This window comes from Aeromonas sp. 95A (genome assembly GCF_051919235.1).
GTDB classification, from domain to species: Bacteria; Pseudomonadota; Gammaproteobacteria; order Enterobacterales; family Aeromonadaceae; genus Aeromonas; species Aeromonas veronii.
This window is the reverse complement of the sequence record NZ_JBQBFC010000001.1, coordinates 1390337-1412550: the sequence shown is the minus strand read 5'-3', so window position 1 is coordinate 1412550 and position 22214 is coordinate 1390337. Positions and strand designations below refer to the sequence as shown.

General features: G+C 60.1%; 18 protein-coding genes and 1 riboswitch. Of the genes, 12 read left to right on the top strand and 6 right to left on the bottom strand.

What is annotated here, in order from left to right:
- Positions 1–6: 6 nt before the first annotated feature.
- Positions 7–756 carry a lytic transglycosylase domain-containing protein gene (locus tag ACTG2U_RS06125; protein ID WP_021229320.1) on the bottom strand — a complete coding sequence of 250 codons (750 nt, stop codon included), beginning with the start codon at positions 754–756 and terminating at the stop codon, positions 7–9.
- 328 nt (positions 757–1084) lie between these two features.
- On the opposite strand from ACTG2U_RS06125, the gene ACTG2U_RS06120 reads away from it, so the two are divergent.
- Positions 1085–1525: a GNAT family N-acetyltransferase gene (locus tag ACTG2U_RS06120; RefSeq protein ID WP_159164746.1), complete on the top strand. Its 441-nt coding sequence runs from the start codon at positions 1085–1087 to the stop codon at positions 1523–1525.
- A gap of 5 nt (positions 1526–1530) precedes the next feature.
- Here ACTG2U_RS06120 and ACTG2U_RS06115 read toward each other — a convergent pair whose 3' ends face one another.
- A complete protein-coding gene (locus ACTG2U_RS06115; protein ID WP_167572999.1) occupies positions 1531–2073 on the bottom strand; it encodes a DUF1439 domain-containing protein in 543 nt (180 codons plus the stop codon).
- Between the two features lie 97 nt (positions 2074–2170).
- Here ACTG2U_RS06115 and cls point away from each other — a divergent pair, with 97 nt between their 5' ends.
- Together cls and ACTG2U_RS06105 are read left to right on the top strand one after the other, a co-directional pair.
- Positions 2171–3652, top strand: coding sequence for a cardiolipin synthase (gene cls, locus ACTG2U_RS06110; protein WP_005361740.1), 1482 nt, complete (start codon positions 2171–2173; stop codon positions 3650–3652).
- Between the two features lie 107 nt (positions 3653–3759).
- Positions 3760–5022 (top strand): DUF945 family protein, encoded by a 1263-nt coding sequence (locus ACTG2U_RS06105; protein ID WP_115522920.1) that lies wholly within the window; start codon positions 3760–3762, stop codon positions 5020–5022.
- A gap of 79 nt (positions 5023–5101) precedes the next feature.
- On the opposite strand, the gene purU is transcribed toward ACTG2U_RS06105, so the two are convergent.
- Complete coding sequence (gene purU / locus ACTG2U_RS06100) at positions 5102–5938, bottom strand: formyltetrahydrofolate deformylase (RefSeq protein ID WP_158109399.1); 837 nt, start codon at positions 5936–5938, stop codon at positions 5102–5104.
- A gap of 258 nt (positions 5939–6196) precedes the next feature.
- Positions 6197–6353, top strand: a riboswitch (FMN riboswitch).
- A gap of 104 nt (positions 6354–6457) precedes the next feature.
- On the opposite strand from purU, the gene ribB reads away from it, so the two are divergent.
- A complete protein-coding gene (gene ribB, locus ACTG2U_RS06095) occupies positions 6458–7111 on the top strand; it encodes a 3,4-dihydroxy-2-butanone-4-phosphate synthase (RefSeq protein ID WP_005334344.1) in 654 nt (217 codons plus the stop codon).
- A 225-nt stretch (positions 7112–7336) separates the two neighbouring features.
- Positions 7337–7579: an Lpp/OprI family alanine-zipper lipoprotein gene (locus ACTG2U_RS06090; protein WP_005334342.1), complete on the top strand. Its 243-nt coding sequence runs from the start codon at positions 7337–7339 to the stop codon at positions 7577–7579.
- A 172-nt stretch (positions 7580–7751) separates the two neighbouring features.
- On the opposite strand, the gene ACTG2U_RS06085 is transcribed toward ACTG2U_RS06090, so the two are convergent.
- Positions 7752–8600 (bottom strand): tetratricopeptide repeat protein, encoded by an 849-nt coding sequence (locus ACTG2U_RS06085; protein WP_270659723.1) that lies wholly within the window; start codon positions 8598–8600, stop codon positions 7752–7754.
- A complete protein-coding gene (locus ACTG2U_RS06080) occupies positions 8597–9319 on the bottom strand; it encodes a 4'-phosphopantetheinyl transferase family protein (RefSeq protein ID WP_439974208.1) in 723 nt (240 codons plus the stop codon). Before ACTG2U_RS06080 ends, ACTG2U_RS06085 begins: the two co-directional genes overlap by 4 nt.
- A 275-nt stretch (positions 9320–9594) precedes the next feature.
- On the opposite strand from ACTG2U_RS06080, the gene ACTG2U_RS06075 reads away from it, so the two are divergent.
- The 4 genes from ACTG2U_RS06075 (at position 9595) to ACTG2U_RS06060 (ending at position 13835) form a co-directional block, all read left to right on the top strand.
- Positions 9595–10083 carry a C40 family peptidase gene (locus ACTG2U_RS06075; protein WP_005334331.1) on the top strand — a complete coding sequence of 163 codons (489 nt, stop codon included), beginning with the start codon at positions 9595–9597 and terminating at the stop codon, positions 10081–10083.
- A gap of 148 nt (positions 10084–10231) precedes the next feature.
- The gene (gene rlmF, locus ACTG2U_RS06070) at positions 10232–11203 is read left to right on the top strand and encodes a 23S rRNA (adenine(1618)-N(6))-methyltransferase RlmF (protein WP_219595327.1); all 972 of its coding nucleotides are present in this window, start codon (positions 10232–10234) and stop codon (positions 11201–11203) included.
- A 245-nt stretch (positions 11204–11448) separates the two neighbouring features.
- Positions 11449–12174, top strand: coding sequence for a MaoC family dehydratase (locus ACTG2U_RS06065; RefSeq protein WP_019445964.1), 726 nt, complete (start codon positions 11449–11451; stop codon positions 12172–12174).
- A gap of 245 nt (positions 12175–12419) precedes the next feature.
- Positions 12420–13835: an SLC13 family permease gene (locus tag ACTG2U_RS06060; RefSeq protein WP_005334328.1), complete on the top strand. Its 1416-nt coding sequence runs from the start codon at positions 12420–12422 to the stop codon at positions 13833–13835.
- A gap of 285 nt (positions 13836–14120) precedes the next feature.
- On the opposite strand, the gene ACTG2U_RS06055 is transcribed toward ACTG2U_RS06060, so the two are convergent.
- Positions 14121–15971 carry an MOSC N-terminal beta barrel domain-containing protein gene (locus ACTG2U_RS06055; protein ID WP_439974207.1) on the bottom strand — a complete coding sequence of 617 codons (1851 nt, stop codon included), beginning with the start codon at positions 15969–15971 and terminating at the stop codon, positions 14121–14123.
- Positions 15972–16048: 77 nt separating this feature from the next.
- On the opposite strand from ACTG2U_RS06055, the gene ACTG2U_RS06050 reads away from it, so the two are divergent.
- The 3 genes from ACTG2U_RS06050 to nifJ all read left to right on the top strand — a co-directional run bounded on the left by ACTG2U_RS06050 (position 16049) and on the right by nifJ (position 22196).
- A complete protein-coding gene (locus ACTG2U_RS06050; protein ID WP_257688162.1) occupies positions 16049–16801 on the top strand; it encodes a substrate-binding periplasmic protein in 753 nt (250 codons plus the stop codon).
- Between the two features lie 176 nt (positions 16802–16977).
- Positions 16978–18624 (top strand): NAD(P)-binding protein, encoded by a 1647-nt coding sequence (locus ACTG2U_RS06045; RefSeq protein ID WP_439974206.1) that lies wholly within the window; start codon positions 16978–16980, stop codon positions 18622–18624.
- Positions 18621–22196 (top strand): pyruvate:ferredoxin (flavodoxin) oxidoreductase, encoded by a 3576-nt coding sequence (nifJ, locus tag ACTG2U_RS06040; RefSeq protein ID WP_439974205.1) that lies wholly within the window; start codon positions 18621–18623, stop codon positions 22194–22196. Before ACTG2U_RS06045 ends, nifJ begins: the two co-directional genes overlap by 4 nt.
- Positions 22197–22214: the final 18 nt, after the last annotated feature.

Sequence of the window (22214 nt, the reverse complement as noted above, 5' to 3'; positions counted from 1 at the left end):
CTAACCTCAGAGCCCTTTGGCCTGCAGCATCTCTTTGTAGCGCAGGTGGAGGAGCTGGACACGCTCCACATAGGCACGGGTTTCCGCATAGGGCGGGATACCGCCATGTTTTTGTACGGCGCCCGCGCCGGCATTGTAGGCCGCGGTCGCCAGCGCCACGTTGCCATCATACTGCTTGAGCAGTCCCGCCAGGTATTTCACCCCGCCGAAGATATTCTGCTCTGCCAGCAAGGCATTGCCGACCCCCAACTCCCGCGCCGTGGCTGGCATCAGCTGGGTCAGCCCCATCGCCCCCTTGCGGGAGACCGCAAGCGGATTGAAAGCGGATTCCGCATGGATCAGCGCCCGGATCAGCGCAGGCTCAACCTGATAGGTCTTTGCTGCTGCCTTGATGGTGCTGGCATAGTCATAGAGAAACAGCCCTGTAGTTTGCCAGTTGACGCTGGATTTGGGGTCGCAGGCGAAGCAGTCGTTGAACAGCAGCAGCTCGTAATGGCCCTGTTCGGGCGCCATGTCGGAGTAGCGAACCACCCCGTTTTGTTGCACCGATTTATAGACCTGGATCTGCTTCTTGCCGTTGGTGGCGACTGCCGTCGTTTGAGCGGTGTCGGGTTGTGAGGCGGGAGTGGCATCTTTGCTCGGACGCAAGGGGGAGGGAGCGGCGGTCAGGAAGATCACCTCCGCGGGAGGGGGAGTCTGGCTCCATCCGCTCAGGGGGATCAACAACATATGGCCTGCCAGCATCCATGCTTTCAACCCTGATACTCCTTCTTGTGATGACCATGTTGAGTAAAGCATCATGATGAGGGCAGAACAAGCGGCCAACAGGGGGCAAATGATCCGATTCGGTGACCGGGATCAAAGTATCCGCCGCAATAAAGGATTGTCATCATAAAGCACGGTTTTGGCCGTCAGGCGGTGGGTAATTGCCTCTTCCACCGGGTAAGCAAGCTGCCCACGACGTCCGCTTTTTTGTTGACGAAAGGCATGCTATCGTGCTGGCGTCATGTGGTCGGATTAGCGCACCGTATCTGGCACTAATAACTGATTATCAAAGGATTTGTCTGTGACAAGCAAGCTGGCGATGGAACTCACTTTCGAAGAGTACTGCGACGCCGACCTTTCCCTTATCAGGGACTATTACGAGACGACGTTTTCCCACTATGTGCCGGATCTGGCCGAGCGGATCTTTGTCGTACGTGATGCTCACTGGCTGGTGGGGGCGGTTCGGTTGCGGGACGAGGAGGAGTTTTACCATCTGTGCGGCTTTCGCCTGTTGCCCCACTACCAGTCGCTGGGATTGGGGTCACGGCTGCTGCAGCACGCCTGTCACGGTCTGTTGGACAAACCTGTGGTCTGTCAGGCGCTGCCCTTCGAGAAGCCTTTCTATCTCAAGGCCGGGTTTGCCGATATGCCCCTCAATCAATTGAGCGGGTCGCTTTTCTCCCTCTACGAGCGGCAGCAGCAGCAGGGTTATCAGGTGGCGCTGCTGGTACGGGATACCACCCAGCCCCTCCTGAATTGAGCGGTTTAGCGCGGTTTGGTCAGCAGGTGGATCTTGCCCGGTGACAGCTCCAGCCCCAGCAGATTCTCCTTCAGCCAGGCCTGATCCGGATCCTTGTCATTGAGTTTGTAGACCGGTTTGGTCTCGAGCCGCTTCTCCATGCTCTGCAGCAGCATGTTGAGCATCAGCCCGAACTTCTTCTCGGCCGCCTCCGGCTCCAGCTTGTACGCCACCAGCTTCATGTTATCGAGAAACAGGGCGCTCTGGCTCTTGTCATAGCGGGGTCTCGCCTCATAGGTCATCTGCAGGCGGGCGTCATATTCGGTATTGTCTGGCAGGGCGATTTTGAGCTTGCCCTTGCCATAGACCCGGGCGGTATCGGGGCGTTGGCGACCGATCTGGACATCGCTCTGCTCAAGCGTCACATGGGCCTTGATGATGCCCGGCAGCTCCAGCTGTTTGTCGACTTGCACCTGAGATTGCAGGTACTGGTTTATCTGTTGCTCATTGATGTCATATGAGCCTTGGCCTAGCATGGCCAGGCTGAGCAGCATAGATTGCAGGATCATGCGTGCGACCTGATAGAATGGATTTGCCTTACAGCATACCATCCCGGCCGGTTGGGGTCTGCCCACCGCGCTGTTTGTCGATTAGAAGGAGTCCCCGTTGTTTAACGGTCTGGAACACGATCTTCAACTGCTGTTTTCCCGTTTTCTGGGTTGGCTGCTACTGCTTTTTCATACCGTGATTGTCACCGGTGTGTCGTTTCGGGTGGTGATGAAACGCCGTCCCATCGGGGTGTCGCTGGCCTGGCTGGCGCTGATCTATGCCATTCCGTTTGCCGGGGTGGGCTTCTATGTGCTGTTTGGTGAAATAAAGCTGGGGCGCCGCCGTGCCGAGCGCGCCCAGGCCATGTATCGCCCTTACGCTATCTGGATCCGCCAACTGGCCCGTCTGTTCCCGCAGCACTGCTGCGAAGTGGGCGCCAAGGCACAGCCGCTGCACGATCTGATCCAGGGACGGCTCGCCATGCCGATGCTCTCCGGCAACCGTATGACCTTGCTCAACAAGCCGGACTGGATCTTGCGCGAGATTGCCCAGGATATCCGTCGCTCGACCCTCTCCTGCTATCTGGAGTTCTACATCTGGCATCCGGGCGGCGATGCCGACGAGGTGTGCGAGGCGCTGATTGAAGTGGCGCAACGCGGCGTGGATTGTCGCTTGCTGCTCGATTCGGTGGGCAGTAAACAGTTCTTCCGCTCCCACTGGCCCAAAAAGCTGCGCAAGGCGGGGGTCAAGCTGGTGGAGGTGCTGCCGGTCGGCGCCTGGCGCATTCTGTTCCAGCGTCAGGATCTGCGGATGCACCGCAAGCTGGTGGTGATCGATGACAGGGTGGGTTACACCGGCTCCATGAACATGGTGGATCCCCGTTTCTTCAAGCAGGATGCCGGGGTCGGCCAGTGGGTCGACATCATGATCCGGGTGCAGGGCCCCATGGTGCCGCTGATGTGGTCGATCTTCGTCTGGGATTGGGAGATGGAGACCGGCGAGCGGCTGCTCGACAGTCTGCAGCATGAGCCGGAAGCCTGGCCCCAGACCAACTACCGCGCCCAGCTGATCCCGTCCGGTCCCTTCGTCGGCGGCGACTGCATCCAGCAGAGCCTGCTGCTGGCCATCTATCAGGCGCGCAGCCATCTGGTGCTGACGACCCCTTACTTTGTACCCGACGATCCGCTGGCGGCCGCACTCAGTTCGGCAGCGGCGCGCGGAGTGCAGGTGCAGCTGGTGTTGCCGGCACGCAACGACTCCATCATGGCCAATTACGCCTGCAACGCCTTTATGGAGGAACTGCTGGCGGCCGGGGTGGAGATCTACCGCTACGATGCCGGTCTGCTCCATACCAAGAGCGTGCTGGTGGATGATGACTTCGCTCTGGTGGGGACGGTCAATCTGGATCGGCGCAGCCTCTGGCTCAACTTCGAGGTGACCCTGTTGGTGGACAACCCCTCGTTCGTGGCCCAGATGACCCGGCTGGTACAGGGCTATATGGCGGAAGCCACCCCGATGACCCTGGCCCAATGGCAGGCCCGCCCCTGGTACAAGAAGGCGATGGAGAACATCTTCTATCTCTTCAGCCCCTTGCTGTGATGTTGTGGCGAGCCGCAAGAAAGTGGACTCGCCATCTGATTGGACTTGCCTAGCCCCGAGTCCGCCCCGTAGAGTGCAGTGACAACTCCCTGGAGACACATGGATATATGAAAAAGATAGTGGCCCTCGCCGTGGGTGCGGCACTGGTAGGTGGTGGTCTGGCTGCGTGTTGGTACACGGGCAACAGCTTCGACAACATCATGGCGGAGCAGATCGCCAAGGTGGAGAAAGAGAGCGGGCTCGACATGCAGTGGCTGCCGGGTAGCAGCAACCTCTTCACCCGTGACGGGATCCTGAAGGTCGTGGTGACGCCGGAGGAGCTGGCTGCCATCGACAGCGAGCTGGAGGGCAGTCAGCCTATCGAGTTGCAACTGGTGGTCAAGAGCCAGATCCTGCCGCTCTACATCAAGAGCCACTTCCTGCTCGATACCCATAACGGCACGCTAGCGCCGGTTTTCACTGCACTGGGCATGGAGCAGTGGGAACTCGGTCTGGAGTCGGTCACCAGTCTCTGGACCCAGGGTAACAGCAGCCGTTTCTGGGCCAATGAATTCAAGATCAAACAGGGGCTGGACGAGTTCAGCTTCCTGCCCCTGAGCGGCGAGTTCCACGGCAATCTGGAGGGGAATGGTCACCTCACCATGACCTGGCAGGGGATGACGGTCCATGAAGAGCAGAGCAAGATGGACTTGGTGCTGGCCGATCTGAAAGGGAGTGCCGACATTGCCGAGATCAGCGGTGTGCTCCTCTCGCCCCAGAGCGAGATGACCCTCTCGGCCCTCACGGTACAACTGCCTGACAGCGTCAAGGTTGCCCTGCAGGGGATGACTACCGAGACTCAGCTGACTGGTGATGATGCCCAGACCCTCTCCAGCAGCTATCAGATGAAAATTGCCAAGCTGGATCTGGAGAACGAGACCGACACCCTGGCGGTGACCGACAGCAAGTTGGCGCTCAACCTCAACGGTCTGGATCTGGAAGGGTATCAGGGGCTGCAGGCAGCCGGTGGCAAGGGAGTTGAAGATGCCGCCATCCAGCAGGCGCTGGACAAGATGCTCAAACGTGGTGCGACCCTGGAGCTGGCCGATCTCAGCGCCAAGCTCAACGGTGAGGCGGTGACCATGAAGGGGGACGTGAAGCTGGCCTCCACCTCGCTGGAGCAGCTGTTCAACAGCGACGCGGGGATGCAGGCCCTCTCCGGCGTGCTGCATGCCAGCCTCAGCGACAAGCTGGGCAAGGCGGTGCCGCAACTGGCCCCCATGCTCGATCAGCTGACCCTGATGGGTTATCTGAAGGCCGACAAGCAAGCGCTGACCTCCGAGCTGAAGCTGGAGAAGGGCGCGGTGACGGTAAACGATCTGCCGCTCTGATATTTGGCGCAAAAACAACAACGGCTCCCGCGGGAGCCGTTGTTGTTTCTGGCGTTTGCATACGAGTCGTGTGGGCGAATTACTTGAAGACCACCGTCTTGTTGCCGTAGACGAACACCCGCTCGTTCAGTACCAGCTCCAGCGCGCGGCTCAGCACCGATTTCTCTACATCCCGGCCCGCCTTGGCCATGTCGTCCGCACTGAAGGCGTGACCGACGTGGATCACGTCCTGTTCGACGATGGGGCCTTCATCCAGATCGTCGGTCACGAAGTGGGCGGTGGCGCCGATCAGCTTGACGCCGCGATCAAACGCCTGCCGGTAGGGGCGGGCACCGATGAAGGCGGGCAGGAAGGAGTGGTGGATGTTGAGGATCTTGCGCGGATAGGCCTCGACGAAGCTCGGGGTCAGCACCCGCATGTACTTGGCCAGGATCACATAGTCAGGCTCATAGCTGTCGATGATGGCGCGTACCTGCTCTTCATGTTCGGTCCGGCTCAGATCCTCGTGACTGACGGTGTGGAATGGGATATCGAACTTGCCGGTGAGCTCGGCCAGGGTATCGTAGTTGCCGATCACCGCAACGATATCCATATCCAGCGCGCCCGCGTAGTTCTTCATCAGAATATCGCCGAGGCAGTGGGTCTCTTTGGTCACCAGGATGACGATGCGCTTCTTGCCTGCCTTGACCAGACGGCGCTGGGCGCCGATGGGCAGGGCATCATCGAGGTCGGCCAGCAGGGTCTCGTCGTTGAAGCGCCCCTCCAGTTCGGTACGCATAAAGAAGCGGCCATTCTCGTGATCCACAAACTCATCGTTCTTGATGATGTTGAGCTGGTGCTTGTAGCAGATGTTGGTGATCTTGGCGATGAGCCCTTTGGCATCCGGGCAATCCGTGAGCAGTATTTTCTTTTCCATCTCTGTCATTTTCCGTTTGTGGTGTTGGCGCTGCTGTCTGCGCCGGCAGCGTTGTTCAGGCTCTCTTTTCGGGCCTTGTTTTTTATTTCGGGAACTATGCCATAAACCGATCCGCGCCATAAAGAAATTCGCCAGTCATAGCCTCTCGCGCTGGCGAGCGGGCCGCAGAGCGGGATCCCGGGCGCAATGTTGAAACGCTTTTCAGCCTGCGGGGGATTTTGGCTGGTATCTGCAACCGTTTTTCTTTAGGCTGTCTGCGCTTATTCTCAGGGCGGGGTGCAATTCCCCACCGGCGGTATCCCGATTGACTCGGGGAGCCCGCGAGCGCCCGACCCGGCTGATTGCCAGGTCGGGGTCAGCAGATCCGGTGAGATGCCGGAGCCGACGGTCATAGTCCGGATGAAAGAGGATAAGACAGACCTTGCCGTGTTGGCCCTTGTGGGCTGGCCGCTGCATGCCCGTCCCTGTCTGCCTTTCCATGCCCTGATTCTGGTCCTTGTCTTGTTTAGGAGTTTTACCATGAATCAGTCTCTACTCAGTGAATTCGGTGATCCCGTTGCCCGTGTCGAAGCGGCCCTGTCTGCCTTGCGTGCCGGAGGCGGCGTGCTGGTGGCCGACGATGAAGATCGGGAGAACGAGGGCGACCTCATTTTCGCTGCTGAATCAATGACCAATGAACAGATGGCGCTGATGATCCGCGAGTGCTCCGGCATCGTCTGTCTCTGCCTGCCCGATGAGCGGGTTCGCCAGCTGGAACTGCCGATGATGGTGGAGGCCAACTCCAGTCACTACCAGACCGCCTTTACCGTGACCATCGAAGCGGCGCAGGGGGTCACGACCGGTGTCTCGGCGGCTGATCGCATCACCACCATCCGTGCAGCCATCGCAGACGGCGCCAAACCGGGCGATCTGCACCGCCCGGGTCATGTTTTCCCGCTGCGGGCGCGAACCGGTGGGGTGCTTACCCGCCGGGGTCATACCGAAGCGACGGTCGATCTGATGCAGCTGGCTGGCCTCAAACCGTTTGGTGTGTTGTGTGAATTGACCAAAGAAGATGGCTCGATGGCGCGTCTGCCAGACCTTGTTGCATTCGGTCGCAAGCACCAGATGCCGGTGCTGACCATCGAGGATCTGGTGCAATATCGTCAATTGTTGTCAGAACGTACAGCCTGAGCCTCATACGAAATTGTAATAAGGCAAAAATTTGGTTAACCTTTGTCCGTGCCTCCACCACACGGCACTCATTTTTTAGACGAATCTGGACAAAAACTGTTCATTCAAAAAAAAATGAGGGTTTTAATGCATTTATCTGTGGTGGGGACTATGCAAAGTAGGATTTTTTTGTGCCATAATCACGCCGCTTGCTAAACGTCTGGCGAGTTCAAGGGAGCTTTAAAAATGAAAAAATTGTTGTTGGTAGGTGTTGTTGGTCTGTCCGCTCTGCTGGGCGGTTGTGCAAACACCAGCGAACTGGAAACTTCCGTTCAGAATCTGTCTAACAAAGTTGACCAACTGGCTCAAGATGTTAGCGCAGTTCGTGCTGATCAGTCCAAAATCGCTGCTGATGTTGCCGAAGCCAAGCAAGAAGCTATGCGTGCTAACCAGCGCATCGACAACATGGCTACTTCCTACAAGAAGTAATCCATGCGAAAAAAATGGCGCAGTTTTGCGCCATTTTTTTTTGCCTGAAATTCACCGTATTTCCACTATTCCCACAGCACTTTATTCCCACAGTACCTTCTTCGTACTTGACCCATGAGGTCATGCCGGTCTCCCGGCACTCCCCCATCATTACCAGCCAGTTCGATTCCGATCAGTAGAGCAGACTATAGAGTTTGCGACGGTAGCTCTGTGCCGCCGGTGTGCTGCCCATGGTCGCCAGAATATCGAGATAGGTCTTTCTGGCATCGCCGAATGCCAAATCCCGCTTGAGGATCTCCAGCAGCAGTCCCAACGCCTCTTCCTGACGGCCTGCCTGGTTGTATTGCACCGCCAGCTCCTGAGTCAGGGCAAAATCATCAGGCTGTTCTGCATGGCGGGCTTCCAGCGCGCGCAGCTCCGGGCTGTCTGCCGCTTGCAGGGCCAGCGCCAGTCGTGAGCTCAGGGTATGGAAGTGGCCATCCTGCGCCGCCATCGGGATGGTGCCGAGGCGCTCCTGCGCTTCATCCAGCAGGTTGAGGTCGAGCGCAGCTTGAATGAGCCACAGGCTGATGTCGTGACGTTCAGGAGCCAGCTGGTGTGCCTTGGTCAGATGGGCATAAGCGATGCTGGGCTGCCCGTCAGCCAGTGCTTGTTGCCCCTTGGCCAGCAACTCTTCCTCTTCTTTGGGGGCGAAGGCGGCGAAATACTGGCGCAGGGTGGCTTCATCCTGCGGTCCTTCGATGATCCCCTGTTCGTCAGGGCGACCCTGATGGAACAGCACCAATGCGGGCAGGGCGCGCAGGCCGAGCTGACTGGCCAGCGGCTGCAGCTGGGGATCGTTCATATCCACCTTGGCCAGGGTGACCTGCTCATTGGCGGGCCCAACCAGTGATTCAATCAACGGTGTCATCCCCTGGCACTCCGGCATCTGCGGAGCATGGAAATAGATGACGACCGGCTTCTTCATGGACGCATCGATAAGTTCAGCGTGAAAATTCTGGGGAGTAATGTCGACGATCATGGGTTGGACTCTTCAGAAAGGGTGTTGAGTAACATGGGGTTAAGCGAGTGGCAATTCAAGCGCTCATCCAGCTGGTAAAAGGTCACGGGTGCTGCCGTCGCCGCGAGACTGAGCCAGCCGCTGGCAAAGGGCCAATCCTGTACCTGATAAGGGGTGTCATCGAGCCGGTTGTCGAGTCGCCATCCTTCCTCCGGGATAAATCGTACCTTCTCCAGTCCCGCCGCTATGCCGCCACCGTGGGCTTTCAGTACCGCCTCCTTGCGTGACCAGAGCCGGTAGAAGGCGCTCTCCTGCTCTTGGGCAGGCAGTGCGCAGAGCCACTCATATTCACTCTGTGCATAAAACCGGCGGGCCAGGGGGAGGGGATGATGCCGCCGTTTGCCCAGTTCGATATCCACCCCAAGCGGCCCCTGCGGGCAGAGCGCCAACACCAGCCAGCTGCCACTGTGGCTCAGATTGAACTGCCAAGCATCATCATGCAGTCGGGGCTTGCCGTGGGGACCGTTGCAAAATTGCAGACTGGCGGCGGGTTGTTGCAGCCGCTCGGCCAATAGCTGGCGCAGCAGGGAGCGGCTCACCAGATATTCCTGACGCCGTTCAGGATGGGTCATGGCTTGCCAGATATGTTGCTCATCGGTTGACAGCCATTCAGGCAATTGAGCAAGCAGTTCCTGGCATACCCTGGCCGGTTTTAACAAAAAAAGATCGGTTTCGATCATGATTTTTCACTTTAAAAAGGTGCTGAAGCAGGGATAAAAGCCAGTTATCTATGAGGCCCAAAGCTCTTTTTGCGATTGTATATTGTTTGGGCATGATCACATTAATTATGAAAAATCGTGCATTTCCTTGCAAAAATGTGAGCTTGATAGGGATTTTCACTTGCCTCGATAGAATTCTTGGATATAGTCGGGTGCTGTTGCCTTATAAATTGCCCTTTGGGGCCGTATTTTAACAAGATTTACTATTTAGCGGGGATAAAGGATTGCGCCACCTGATGCTACTGCTGGTCGCGCTCGGAATGGTGGGTTGTGCCTCGGCACCCCAACCCGAGGTCGCGAGCAAGATCGAAGTTTCCATGGTTGAACCTGTCATCGAACCAGAAGCTTCCCAGACACCCGATGTGAATGAAATCCTGACTGTATATAAAGAGTGGCGTGGTGTTCCGTACCGTATGGGTGGCAGCAGCCAGCGCGGTATCGACTGTTCCGCCTTTGCCCGTGAAGTGTTCCGCAATGCCGTCGGTATCGAATTACCCCGCGATACCCGCTCCCAAGTCCATGAAGGGACGCGCGTTTCCAAGCAGGATCTGGTCGAGGGTGACTTGGTCTTCTTCAAAATCAATCGTCGTCTCAACCACGTTGGTATCTATGTCGGCAATGGTGAATTCATCCACGCCTCGACTCGAGCCGGTGTGACGCGTTCCAAGTTGGATAGCCAATATTGGCGCAACAAGTTCTGGCAAGCTCGCCGGATCGATATCTGAGTCAGGCTGGACAAACGGCTCGCAGTACGGACTGTTTTTCCAACCTCACTTGAACCGGGCTCGATAGCCCGGTTTTTTATTGCCGTCGTTTAGACTTTCCCGAGTCAAATCACTATAGTGTGGGCCCGTTTTCTTCGGCAGGCTCAGCATGAAACCCCGCATCCCATCAGCCGGTGGCCCCAAGTCGGGCGACCGTAAATCCGGACTTCACTCCCGTAATCGCCATCAGGCGGGTTACGACTTTGAGGCGCTTTGCCTGCGAACTCCCGAGTTGGCTGCCCACGTATTTATCAATGACTACGGCACCCGCACCATCGATTTTGCCGATCCCGATGCAGTGAAGACCCTCAATCGCGCCCTGCTGGCCCATCACTACGGGATTGCCCACTGGGACTTGCCTGCCGGTTACCTCTGCCCGCCTATCCCGGGACGGGTGGACTACCTGCACTGGGCGGCCGACCTGCTGACCGAGAGCGCAGGCCAGCTCCCTACCGGCAAGGGGGTGAGGGTGCTGGATATCGGGGTGGGGGCAAACTGCATCTATCCGCTGCTCGGCTGCCGCGAATATGGCTGGCGTTTTGTGGGATCGGATATCGATCCGGTCTCGGTCAAGGCGGCCACCCTGCTGGCCAGGAGCAACGGACTCGGCAACCAGATTGAGTGTCGTCTGCAGGGTAACCCCAACCATGTGTTTCGCGACATCATAGGGCCGAAGGATCGCTTCGCCCTGACGCTGTGCAATCCACCGTTCCATGCGTCGCTGGAGGAGGCGAGCAAGGGGACGGAGCGCAAGCTGCGCAATCTGGGCAAGGAGGTGACAGGCGCTCCTGTGCTTAATTTTGGCGGCCAGAAGGCAGAGCTCTGGTGCGAAGGGGGCGAGGCGGCGTTTCTGGCCAACATGATTGCCCAGAGCAAGGAGTTTGCCACTCAGTGTCTCTGGTTCAGCTCGCTGGTGTCGAAAAAAGAGAACCTGCCGGGGGCGAAAAAGGCGTTGAGCCGGGTGGGGGCGCGTCAGGTACGGGTGATCGACATGGCACAGGGCAACAAGGTGAGCCGGATCCTCGCCTGGTCCTTCCTGGATGAAGAGGGATTGCGTCGCGGCTGGTCGAGCGCGCGCTGACTCCCCACCACAAGGCCCGACGAGGGCCTTTTTTCATAACGACCCCGATGAATTTCCCCTGCTGGCGGCATCTTTGGCAATCGATTTCCTCATTGGCAGATCGTGCTGGTTTACATGGTCTAAGTAGTTACTTCCGCCTTGGTACAGGTGTACGCCGAGATTTTTTTGCACTTGCAGCTGAAACTTTAATAAAATAGGACTGGTTAGACCTCTTTACAGGCATTGAATCAAATAGGGATCGGTAGATGAAAGTTGTCGATTTTCTGAAGCGCAAGCGCGAAATTCTGGCGCAGCACCCCTTTGAGCTCAAGGATTGGCTCTCTCCGGCGATCCGCGACTACTGGCGTGAGTTTCAGCAAAAGGCACATCTTCACCCTTTGCTGGGGCGTGTGCTGGACTTGCAAGCCGAGTCCCAGAGCGAGCAGCAACAGGATGCAGCAACCGTGGCACAAGTAGCCAACGGTCAGCCTGCCGTGGCTCAGGAACCCGCTGTTGAGCTGGGGGCCGAGGCGGCCGAGCTCTATGCCGCCCTGCAGGCTCGCATTGGTGAAGAGACCCATGTCGGCGAGTGGCTGCACGTCAGCCAGCAGATGATCGATCAGTTTGCTGCAGTGACCGGGGATCACCAGTGGATCCACACCGATCCGGAGCGTGCGGCCGCCGAGTCGCCTTTCAAGACCACCATCGCCCACGGATTCCTGACCCTGGCGCTGCTGCCGCAGTTGACCGGCTCGGTCGATGAGGCCACCCCCGAGTTCCCGACCGCCCGCATGGTGGTGAACTTCGGGCTGGATCAGGTACGTTTCCCGTACCCCATCAAGGTGGACAGCAACATCCGCGCCCGCACCAAGCTGGCCCGGGTCACCCCCATCAAGGGTGGGCTGGAGCTGCTCAAAGAGATCAAGGTTGAGATCGAAGGGATCCGCCGCCCGGGTTGCGTCATCGAGTCGGTGACCCGCATCTACTTCTGAGCCCCCTCATCGGCTTGAATGGTGAAACGGGCCCGCTGTCGTGTGCAACGAACAGCGGGCCCGTTTTTTTGCCTGTTTGTTGCAAGGATTGAGGCGTCAGCCATAGCGCGCCGACCCCAGCTTGATATGACTCACAAAACGGTGCGCCGTGCAGTTAGCCAGCTCTCATTTTGGCGAGTTGGCCGCGTGAGGCGATAGCATGTTATGCCACTATTGGCTTCTTACTCCCGATCCTGGAGACAATAGTGCCCATCAATAACAAGATTATTCTGCCACTGCTGCTGAGCCTCACCATCCTGCTGATCCCGACCCACTGGATTCCGCTGGAGGGGATCACCGTCATCGAGCAGCGGGTCGTGGCCATTTTCGTGCTGGCCGCCCTCTGCTGGATCCTGGAGCCCATCCCTATCTTTGCTACCTCGGTGCTGATCATCGTGCTGGAGCTGCTGCTGCTCTCCGACAAGGGGCTCTGGTTCATGACTGCCGACAAGGCTGAACCGGGGTTTGGTGAGCTGCTCAAGTCCACCGAGGTGATGGCGACCTTTGCCTCGCCGGTGATCATGCTGTTTCTCGGTGGTTTTTTCCTCGCCATTGCGGCGACCAAGTACCATCTGGACGTCAATCTGGCGCGGGTGCTGCTGCGCCCGTTCGGTCAGGATCCCCGGATCGTCATGCTGGGGCTGATGTTGATCACCGCCACCTTCTCCATGTTCATGAGCAATACCGCCACCACCGCCATGATGCTGGCCATCCTTACCCCGGTGCTGGCAGCGTTCCCCGACAAGGACCCGGCCAAAATCGGCTTTGTGCTGGCCATTCCGCTGGCGGCCAACCTCGGCGGGATCGGAACTCCCATCGGCACTCCGCCCAACGCAGTGGCCCTCAAATACCTGACCGGCGAGCATGCCATCTCGTTCGGTCAGTGGATGGGATTTGCGGTGCCCTTTGTGGTGCTGTTGTTGCTGCTCGGTTGGTTTCTGTTGGGGCGCTTCTTCCCGAGCACCCTCAAGCGGATGGATCTCAAAATTGAGGGGCGCTTTATGCAGACCCCCCGCGCCTGGGTGGTCTACCTCACCTTTATCACCACCATAGTGCTCTGGTTGCTGGGGGATCTCCACGGAATGAGTTCCTACGTGGTCGCCATGATCCCGGTAGCTGTGTTCCTGACCACCGGCATTATCACCAAGGACGATCTGCACAAGATCTCCCTCGACGTGCTCTGGCTGGTCTCGGGCGGTATCGCGCTGGGGCTGGCGCTGGAGGACTCTGGGTTGGCCGAGCGGCTCATCACCCATATTCCGTTCCACGAGTACTCCACGCTGGCGGTGCTGATCGGCGCCTGTCTGCTGGCAGTGGTGATGGCCAACTTTATGTCCAACACCGCGACCGCCAACCTGTTGCTGCCACTGGTGGCGGCGCTGGCGGTCAGCATGCCGGAGCTGGCCGAGTGGGGCGGCAGCCACACCCTGATCCTGGCGGTCACCATCTCGGTCTCGCTCGGGATGTCGCTGCCCATCAGTACCCCGCCCAATGCGCTGGCCCACGCCACCGGTCTGGTGGAGAGTCACCAGATGGTGCGCATCGGCGTCATCATGGGATTGGTCGGCACATTGCTGGCGATGGTGTGGATCTACCAGATTGCCGCTTGGGGGCTGATCTGAGCGTGACGGGGAGCCATCACTATCCGTGGAGAGGTGTCCGTTTGCCGAGCCAATAGAGGGAAGAACTCGTCGAGCGCCTAACCGTGCATTGGTCATGCTCTAATTCCCCAATGTGAAAAAATCCGAAGCCGGTTGAAATGGCTTCGGATTTTTATTTGTGCATCTCGGCTGACAGAAATGCTGTTCTAAGTCGAAGTGCAATCAGGCGTAATCCTGATTGATGGCATGTAAGACCATTCCCCGGTCATCTGGGTTGGCGTGAGTTAATGCGGCCCGATCACCCGATCATTGGATTTCAAGGTCGGTGAGCGGCACGGCGCAGCAGGCAAGGATCTTGCCTTCGGCCCGTTCGGCGGCGGTGATGGCGGGGGCGTCGGGGTGATCCACCTCGCCCGAGATCAGCGTCTGTTTGCAACTGCCGCAGATGCCGGCGCGGCAGCTCCATGGCAGCTCTACGCCTTGCTTGTTGGCCTGATCCAGCACAGTGCCCTGATTGTTGCCGGTAAAGGCTTGGGCGCCGATACGCAGTTGCACCGCCTGATGGGGGCGGGCCACCGAGAGAATGGCGCCGCCAAAACTCTCCTGTTTGATCCGCGCGGCCGGAACGCCGAGGGCCGCAACTTTGGAGGCAGCATTGGCCATAAAGTCGTGGGGGCCACAGATAAAGACCTCTTTCCCGGCCAACCCTTTGACCAGTTGCAGATGCTCATCATTGAGTCGCCCTTGCAGCCCCTGCCAGTGATTGTCCGGCTGGCTCAGGATAATGGTGAGGGTCATCCCCTGCTGCGCCATGGCATGCAGTTCGCTGGCGGCGGGAATGTCCGCTTCGCTACGGCACAGGTGCATAAAGTGAACCTCTTCCAGCTCCCCGCGTAGCGCCAGGGTGCGGGCAATCGCCAGCATGGGGGTGACGCCGGAGCCTGCGGAGAGCAACAGTAGGTTTCGCTCGGACCCTAAGTGAAACTCACCAGCGGGGTTGGCGGCCAGCAGCCGATCACCCACCTGCAACTGCTGGTGCAGCCAGTGGGAGATGCGGCCACCCTCCACCTTTTTGACGCTGATGCCGTAACGTTCCGGGTGGTCCGGCGTAGAGCTCAGGGTATAGCGCCGCTGAATCCGCTCGTTTTTGATATCGAGACTGATGGGCAGATGCTGGCCCGGCAGGTAGTCGGGTAGGGGCTCGCCATCGGCTGCTTCGAACCAGAAGGTCTCCAGATCCCGCGCCAGCGGTTCACGGGCCACGCAGACCAGCTCCCGCTTCTTCGGTGTGGCGGCGGGATAGACCACCGGACGGGTGCGCTCCAGTACCTCGATCTCGCTGCCAGCCTCAATCCACCCCTCGTTCAGGGCGATCAGGTTCTGGCCGAAGTAGACCTCGCCATCCTCGCCACGGCGGTAGCGGGTGAGGGTCGCCAGCGGTTCTTTCAGGGCGTTGAAGCGATCGGTGCCTGCTTCCACCGTGGTCATGATGCAGCGGCTGCAGGGTTTGACCACTTTAAATTCCACTTCGCCGATGCGGATACGCACCCAGCTGTCCTCCTCGAAGGGCTGGGTATTGCTTGCCACCAGATTGGTGCGGAACTGGCTCATCTGATGCAGCGCATCGGAGCGCAGATTGAGATCCTCAAGGGAGGCCTGGCTTATCAGCAGCAGCGGATAACCGTCCGCAAAGCTGACCCGGGTGCCGGTCTTCTCGCGAAAGCGATCAGAGGTTTCACCCAGCCAGAGCAGCTGCACTGGTTCCCCTGCCACCCGGCTCAGCCACCCATCGGCTTTGGGGTCGGTGTGCAGGGCGGTGAAACGGTCGCTCCAGACTCCGGTAGCTTGCGGGGCGCGGCTGAAGTCGACCTCTTGCAGGGTGAGGGGTTCAAAGCCCGGATAGCGCAGTTGCAAGCCCCCTTCGATGGGGGTGGCCACGATCTGTTGCAGTTGGGGGTGGGTTCGGGCGGTGATAAAGGTGCCGTCCGGTTTGACCACCATGTAGCGGCGATCCCCTGCCAGTCCCTCTTCGGTCACCCGGGCGCGAGCCAGCGGCATACCTGCAGTCGATTTGATGGGGTAGAGGTGAATGCTGTCTAGCCTGGGCATCTTCATATCCTTGTGACGCGGCGCGATCGCCTGGAAAAAGGGGAACATAACGGCTCCCCGGCGATCCGGCAATCCTTTCAAGGGGGCGGTCTATAGTTGGGAAAACAGAACAAGAGGGCATCGGGATGAAAATAAGCTGGTTGCTGGCGGGGAGCCTTCTTTGCCACGGGCTCTGGGCGCAGGAGCTGACCCTGACCACGGGGGAGTATCCGCCCTACTGCTCCGAGACGCTGAAATATCAGGGGCTTATCCCTCATGTGGTGAGCGAGGCATTCAAGAGTGAAGGGGTGAGCGTCAAGTTCCAGTTTTTGCCCTGGAAGCGGGCCTTTCGCTTGTCGGAGGAGGGAGTGGTGGATGGCACAGTCCACTGGTATGAGTCGAGCGAGCGGCGCAAAACCCATCTCTACAGCGATCCCATCCTGAGCGAGACCTACGTCTGGTTCTATCTCAAGTCCGATCCGCTGGAATGGCGTGGCTATCAGGATCTGGCAGATCGCAAGCTGGCTGCGGTCAGTGGCTATACCTACAATGCAGATTTTTTTGCAGCCATCGCGCAGGTGCCGCTGCAGGTGCAGTTCGTCACCCGGCTGCGCCAGAGTTTCGATCTGCTGCTCTCCGGCCGCGCCGACCTGACCCTGGAGAACATAGATGTCGGCTACTACTCCCTGCGTCAGTTCTACCCGGCCAGCACGGTCGATCTCTTTGCAACCCATTCAAAACCCGTGATGAAGGTCGAAGGTCACCTGTTGATCAGCCGCAAGCGCGCCAACGCTGACGAACTGATCAAAACCTTCAATCGGGGCCTCGCCAAACTGAAAGCCAGCGGTCAGCTGGAGAAGATGTTACTTGAGTCACGTTCTGGTCTCTATGAACCATAAAGTGCAACATTTTTTGATCCTGATTCGCTAATCAGTACAAAAAAGCCGCCATTATCGACTCAGTTCCCAGTTTCTAACGCTTTCGCTTCTTCCCCATCCGGCCACCGTCCGCTTCGGCTACACGGTATCAAGCGCCATCGGGTGGGGCCTGTCACACAAAAAGAAGAAAGCAATGTATGAGCAAACAACTGGACATGACCCCATTGCCGGATCTCTCCCTGAAAACGGGAACAGGCCCGGTGCGTACCCGGCTACCCGTCTGGCGGCCGGCCCTGCCACCCTGCAATCACGCCTGCCCGGCCGGAGAAGATATCCAGGCCTGGCTCTCTTTGGCGCAGGCCGGTCGCTTTGAAGCGGCCTGGCAGACCCTGATCGAAGAGAACCCCTTGCCCGCCATTCATGGCCGGGTCTGTTATCACCCCTGCGAGAGCGCCTGCAACCGCGGGCAGGTGGATGAATCCGTCTCCATCCACGCCATCGAACGCTTCCTCGGCGACGAAGCGCTGGCCAAAGGTTGGCTGCCTGCGCCCCCCTCGCCCGCCAGCGGCAAGAAGGTGCTGGTCATAGGCGCTGGTCCCTCCGGTCTCTCCTGCGCCTGGCACCTCAACCGGCTCGGCCATCAGGTGGAGATCCGCGAAGCGGGGCCGCTGGCGGGCGGCATGCTGCGTTTTGGCATTCCCGCCTACCGTCTGCCCCGCGACGTGCTGGATCGGGAGGTGGCCCGCATCGTGGCGGCCGGGGTGACGCTGACTCTCAACCACAAGGTGGAGGATGTGCTGCGCGAGCGCGATGAGGGGGGCTTTGATGCCGTCTTTATGGCCATCGGCGCCCATCTGGCCAAGCGGGTCGATATTCCGGCCCGGGAAGCGGGCAAGATCCTCGATGCGGTGAGCTTCCTCGAACAGGCCAGTCTGGCCGAAGAGCAGGGCTTGCCACCCCCCAAACTGGGACGGCGGGTAGCGATTTATGGGGGTGGCAATACCGCCATGGATGCGGCCCGTACCGCCCGCCGCCTCGGGGTCGAGGAGGCGATGATCATCTACCGCCGCGACCGGGATCATATGCCGGCCCACGCCTTCGAAGCCGACGAGGCCGAGGAGGAGGGGATCAAGATCAACTGGCTGCGCAGCATCCGCCAGCTCGACAACACCAATATTGAGGTGGAGGTGATGGCGCTGGATGCCGAGGGCAAACCGGTACCCACCGGCAAGTTTGAAACCCTCGAAGCGGACTCCCTTATTCTGGCGCTCGGTCAGGAGGTCGACCTCTCGGTGCTGGAGAGCATTCCCGGCGTGCGGGTCAACAAGGAGGGGGTCGTACAGGTGGCTGGCAACCTGATGACGGATGTGCCGGGTCTCTTTGCGGGCGGCGACATGGTGCCCTCCGAGCGCACCGTCACCATCGCCACCGGCCATGGCAAGAAGGCGGCGCGCCATATGGATGCCTGGCTGCGCGGTCGCCACTACCAAAAGATGCTCTCCTACCCGCTGGTGGGGCCAGAGCAGTTGCAACTCTGGTTCCAGACCCACGCGCCCGCCAGCAGCCAGCCGGTCAAACCGGCGTGGGCGCGGGATGACTTTGGCGAGATCATCGGCGGACTAGACGAGACGGCTGCCCGCTACGAGGCGGCGCGCTGCTACTCCTGCGGCAACTGCTTCGAGTGCGACGGCTGCTATGGCAGCTGTCCTGAGCAGGCCATCGCCAAGTTGGGGCCGGGCAAAGGCTATCAGGTGGATGCCGAGCGCTGCACCGGCTGCGGTGCCTGTCACGACCAGTGCCCTTGTCACGCCATCGAGCTGCGCCAACCGGAGGAGTCCCAATGAAACATGAACTGATCATGGTCGACGGCAACGAAGCCGCGGCCCGGGTGGCCTACCAGCTGAGTGAAGTGTGTGCCATCTACCCCATTACCCCGAGCTCGACCATGGCCGAACTGGCCGATGCCTGGGCGGCGGAGGGACAAACCAACCTGTGGGGCAACATCCCCACCGTGGTGGAGATGCAGAGTGAAGGGGGGGCTGCCGGCACGGTACACGGCGCCCTGCAGGCGGGGGCGCTTGCCACCACCTTCACCGCCAGTCAGGGGCTGATGCTGATGCTGCCTAACATGTACAAGATCGCCGGTGAGCTCACCTCGGCGGTGTTCCATGTGGCGGCCCGTTCGCTCGCGGCGCAGGGGCTGTCGATTTTTGGCGACCATCAGGACGTGATGGCGGCGCGCAGCACCGGCTTTGCCATGCTAGCCTCCGGCTCGGTGCAGGAGGCGCAGGACTTGGCTTTGGTAGCCCATAGCGTCACCCTGCAGTGCCGGGTGCCCTTTATCCACTTCTTCGACGGCTTTCGCACCTCCCACGAGGTGAACAAGATCACCGCCCTGCATCGGGATGAGATTCGCGCCCTTATCGACAACGACTGGGTACGCGCCCACCGTGCGCGGGCGCTCAACCCGGATCATCCAGTGATGCGTGGCACAGCCCAGAACCCGGACACCTATTTCCAATCCCGCGAGAGCGTCAACCCCTTCTACGAGGCTGTACCGGCGCGGGTGCAGCAGTGCATGGACAATCTCGGCGAGCTGACCGGCCGCCACTACCGGCTGGTGGAGTACCACGGCGCGCCCGATGCCACCGACGTCATCGTGCTGATGGGCTCGGGGGCGGCTACCGCCCGCACCACTGTGGATTGGCTCAACCAACAGGATCGCAAGACCGGGGTACTGGTCATTCGCCTCTATCGCCCCTTCCCGGTACAGGCGCTGCTCGATGCGTTGCCCGCGAGCGTGCGGCGCATGGCGGTGCTGGATCGAACCAAGGAGCCGGGGGCGGGCGGCGAGCCGCTGCTGCTGGATGTGCAGAGCGCGCTGATCGACGGCTTGCAGCGCGGCCTTATCAAGCGGTTGCCCTGGCTCAGTGGCGGTCGCTACGGCCTCTCTTCCAAAGAGTTCACCCCCGCCATGTGCGCGGCGGTGTTCGAGGAGTTGGCATCCGATGCGCCGCGCCCGCGCTTTACCGTGGGGATAGTGGATGATGTGTCGGGCCTCAGTCTGGCATGGCATCCCATCGGTGATCTTGAGCCTGCCAGTCGGGTGCGGGCGCTCTTCTTCGGCCTCGGTGCCGATGGCACGGTGGGCGCCAACAAGAACAGCATCAAGATCATAGGCGAGCTGGAGGGCTTCCACGCCCAGGGCTACTTCGTCTACGACTCCAAGAAGTCGGGCTCGCGCACCGTATCCCACCTGCGCTTTGGCCCCGAGCCCATCGACGCCCCCTGGCTTATCGAGCAGGCGAGCTTTATCGGTTGCCACCAGTGGGGTTTTGTTGAATCGGTCGATCTGCTGGAGCACGCCGCCGAAGGGGCGACCCTGCTGCTCAATGCGCCCTATGAGGCTGACCGTGTCTGGGCAGAGCTACCCGAGCGGCTACGCGCCCGTATCCGTGCCCTCAATATCCAGCTCTACTGCATCGATGGGGATCGGGTGGCCGAACGCAACGGTATGGGCAATCGCATCAACACCATCATGCAGACCTGCTTCTTCGCGTTGGCTGGCATCTTGCCGCGGGACGAAGCGATTGCGCTGATCAAGGAGAGCATCGAGAAGAGCTATGCCCGCAAGGGGCCCGAAGTGGTCGAGCGCAACTTCGCGGCGGTGGATGACACCCTGGCTCACTTGAGCAAGGTGGCGATCCCGGCCGGTGACGAGCAGATCAGCGACTATCCGCTGCCACTGGCACCGGGGGGCAGCGAGTTTGTCCAGCGGGTCACAGGCGAGATGCTGGCTGGGCGCGGCGATCTTATTCCGGTCTCCATGTTGCCGGTGGATGGCACTTACCCCACCGCCACCAGCCGCTTCGAGAAGCGCGATATCGCCCGCGAGATCCCGATCTGGCACTCCGATATCTGCATCCAGTGCGGCAACTGCGTCTTTGTCTGCCCCCACGCGGCGCTGCGGGCCAAGTTCTACCATCAGGACTGGCTGGCGACCGCCCCCGAGGCTGCCCAGTCGGTGCCCGTCACCGCCAAGGGCTTCCCCGACAGCCGCTACACATTGCAGCTCTATCCGGAGGATTGCACCGGCTGCGGTCAGTGCGTGCAGGCCTGTCCGGTGCGGGCCGGGGCCGATGAGGAACACGAGGGCGAGCGCGCTATCACCATGATGGACAAGGCGCCGCATCTGGCTGGCCAGAAACAGGCGCTGCGCTGGTTCGAGAGTCTGCAGTGGCCTGCCCGCGAGCGGGTGGATTTCTCCACGGTGCGCGGTGCCCAGTTCCTCGAACCCCTGTTCGAGTTCTCCGGTGCCTGCGCGGGTTGTGGCGAGACCCCCTATCTCAAGCTGCTGACCCAGCTGTTTGGCGATCGCATGCTGGTGGCCAACGCCACCGGTTGCTCTTCCATCTATGGCGGCAACCTGCCGACCACCCCGTGGGCCAAGAACGGGGAAGGGAAGGGGCCGGCCTGGTCCAACTCCTTGTTCGAGGATAACGCCGAGTTTGGCTTTGGTTTTCGTCTCACCGCCGATCAGCATCACGGTCAGGCGGTGGCGGCCCTTGAAGCGATGAAGGGGGAGCTGGGGGAGGCGCTGGTCGAGTCGCTTATCAACGCCCCGCAGCGGCTGGAGTCGGAGATCCGCGCCCAGCGCACCCGGGTCGCGCAAGTGCGGGAGCGGCTGGAAGAGGTGAAATCCGGCAAGGCCCGCGAGCTGCTGTCACTCATCGATCAGCTGGTGCGCCGTTCGGTCTGGATCATCGGCGGCGATGGCTGGGCCTATGACATCGGCTCGGCGGGGCTCGATCATGTGCTCGCCTCCGGACGCGATGTGAACGTGCTGGTGATGGATACTGAGGTCTACTCCAACACTGGCGGCCAGATGTCGAAATCGACCCCGCTCGGCGCCGTCGCCAAGTTCGCGGCGGGAGGCAAGACGCTGGCGAAGAAGGATGTGGCGCTGCAAGCCATCTCCTACGGCAACGTTTATGTTGCCCGCATCGCTTTTGGTGCCAACCCGCAGCAGGCGCTGCAGGCCTTGCGTGAAGCCGAAGCCTATCCGGGGCCGTCGCTTATCATCGCTTACAGCCACTGTATCGCCCACGGTATCGACATGGAGTTTGGCCTGACCCAGCAAAAACGGGCCGTGGCCTCCGGCCACTGGCCGCTGATGCGCTACAACCCGGTACTGCGCAGTGCGGGGCAGAACCCCTTCAGCCTCGACAGCCTTCGCCCCTCCATCCCCCTCGCTGAATATCGGCAGGAGGAGACCCGTTATCGGGTGCTGGCCCAGAGCCACCCGGAGGAGGCGCAGCGGCTGATGCAGGTGGCGCAAAAAGTGGCGTGGCAGAAGTGGGCCACCTACGAGGAGATGGCCACCCGTGAGGCCAGCCATTTTCATCCGCCGGTGTGAGGATTGTGTGAGTGAAAT

What these genes read in the sequence shown, in the direction of transcription:
- ACTG2U_RS06120 (WP_159164746.1), top strand. Translation starts at nt 1,085, where the DNA reads ATGGAACTCACTTTCGAAGAGTACTGCGACGCCGACCTTTCCCTTATC.
- ACTG2U_RS06115 (WP_167572999.1), bottom strand. Translation starts at nt 2,073, where the DNA reads ATGATCCTGCAATCTATGCTGCTCAGCCTGGCCATGCTAGGCCAAGGC.
- ACTG2U_RS06105 (WP_115522920.1), top strand. Translation starts at nt 3,760, where the DNA reads ATGAAAAAGATAGTGGCCCTCGCCGTGGGTGCGGCACTGGTAGGTGGT.
- purU (WP_158109399.1), bottom strand. Translation starts at nt 5,938, where the DNA reads ATGGAAAAGAAAATACTGCTCACGGATTGCCCGGATGCCAAAGGGCTC.
- ribB (WP_005334344.1), top strand. Translation starts at nt 6,458, where the DNA reads ATGAATCAGTCTCTACTCAGTGAATTCGGTGATCCCGTTGCCCGTGTC.
- ACTG2U_RS06090 (WP_005334342.1), top strand. Translation starts at nt 7,337, where the DNA reads ATGAAAAAATTGTTGTTGGTAGGTGTTGTTGGTCTGTCCGCTCTGCTG.
- ACTG2U_RS06085 (WP_270659723.1), bottom strand. Translation starts at nt 8,600, where the DNA reads ATGATCGTCGACATTACTCCCCAGAATTTTCACGCTGAACTTATCGAT.
- ACTG2U_RS06080 (WP_439974208.1), bottom strand. Translation starts at nt 9,319, where the DNA reads ATGATCGAAACCGATCTTTTTTTGTTAAAACCGGCCAGGGTATGCCAG.
- ACTG2U_RS06075 (WP_005334331.1), top strand. Translation starts at nt 9,595, where the DNA reads ATGCTACTGCTGGTCGCGCTCGGAATGGTGGGTTGTGCCTCGGCACCC.
- rlmF (WP_219595327.1), top strand. Translation starts at nt 10,232, where the DNA reads ATGAAACCCCGCATCCCATCAGCCGGTGGCCCCAAGTCGGGCGACCGT.
- ACTG2U_RS06065 (WP_019445964.1), top strand. Translation starts at nt 11,449, where the DNA reads ATGAAAGTTGTCGATTTTCTGAAGCGCAAGCGCGAAATTCTGGCGCAG.
- ACTG2U_RS06055 (WP_439974207.1), bottom strand. Translation starts at nt 15,971, where the DNA reads ATGTTCCCCTTTTTCCAGGCGATCGCGCCGCGTCACAAGGATATGAAG.
- ACTG2U_RS06050 (WP_257688162.1), top strand. Translation starts at nt 16,049, where the DNA reads ATGAAAATAAGCTGGTTGCTGGCGGGGAGCCTTCTTTGCCACGGGCTC.
- ACTG2U_RS06045 (WP_439974206.1), top strand. Translation starts at nt 16,978, where the DNA reads ATGAGCAAACAACTGGACATGACCCCATTGCCGGATCTCTCCCTGAAA.
- nifJ (WP_439974205.1), top strand. Translation starts at nt 18,621, where the DNA reads ATGAAACATGAACTGATCATGGTCGACGGCAACGAAGCCGCGGCCCGG.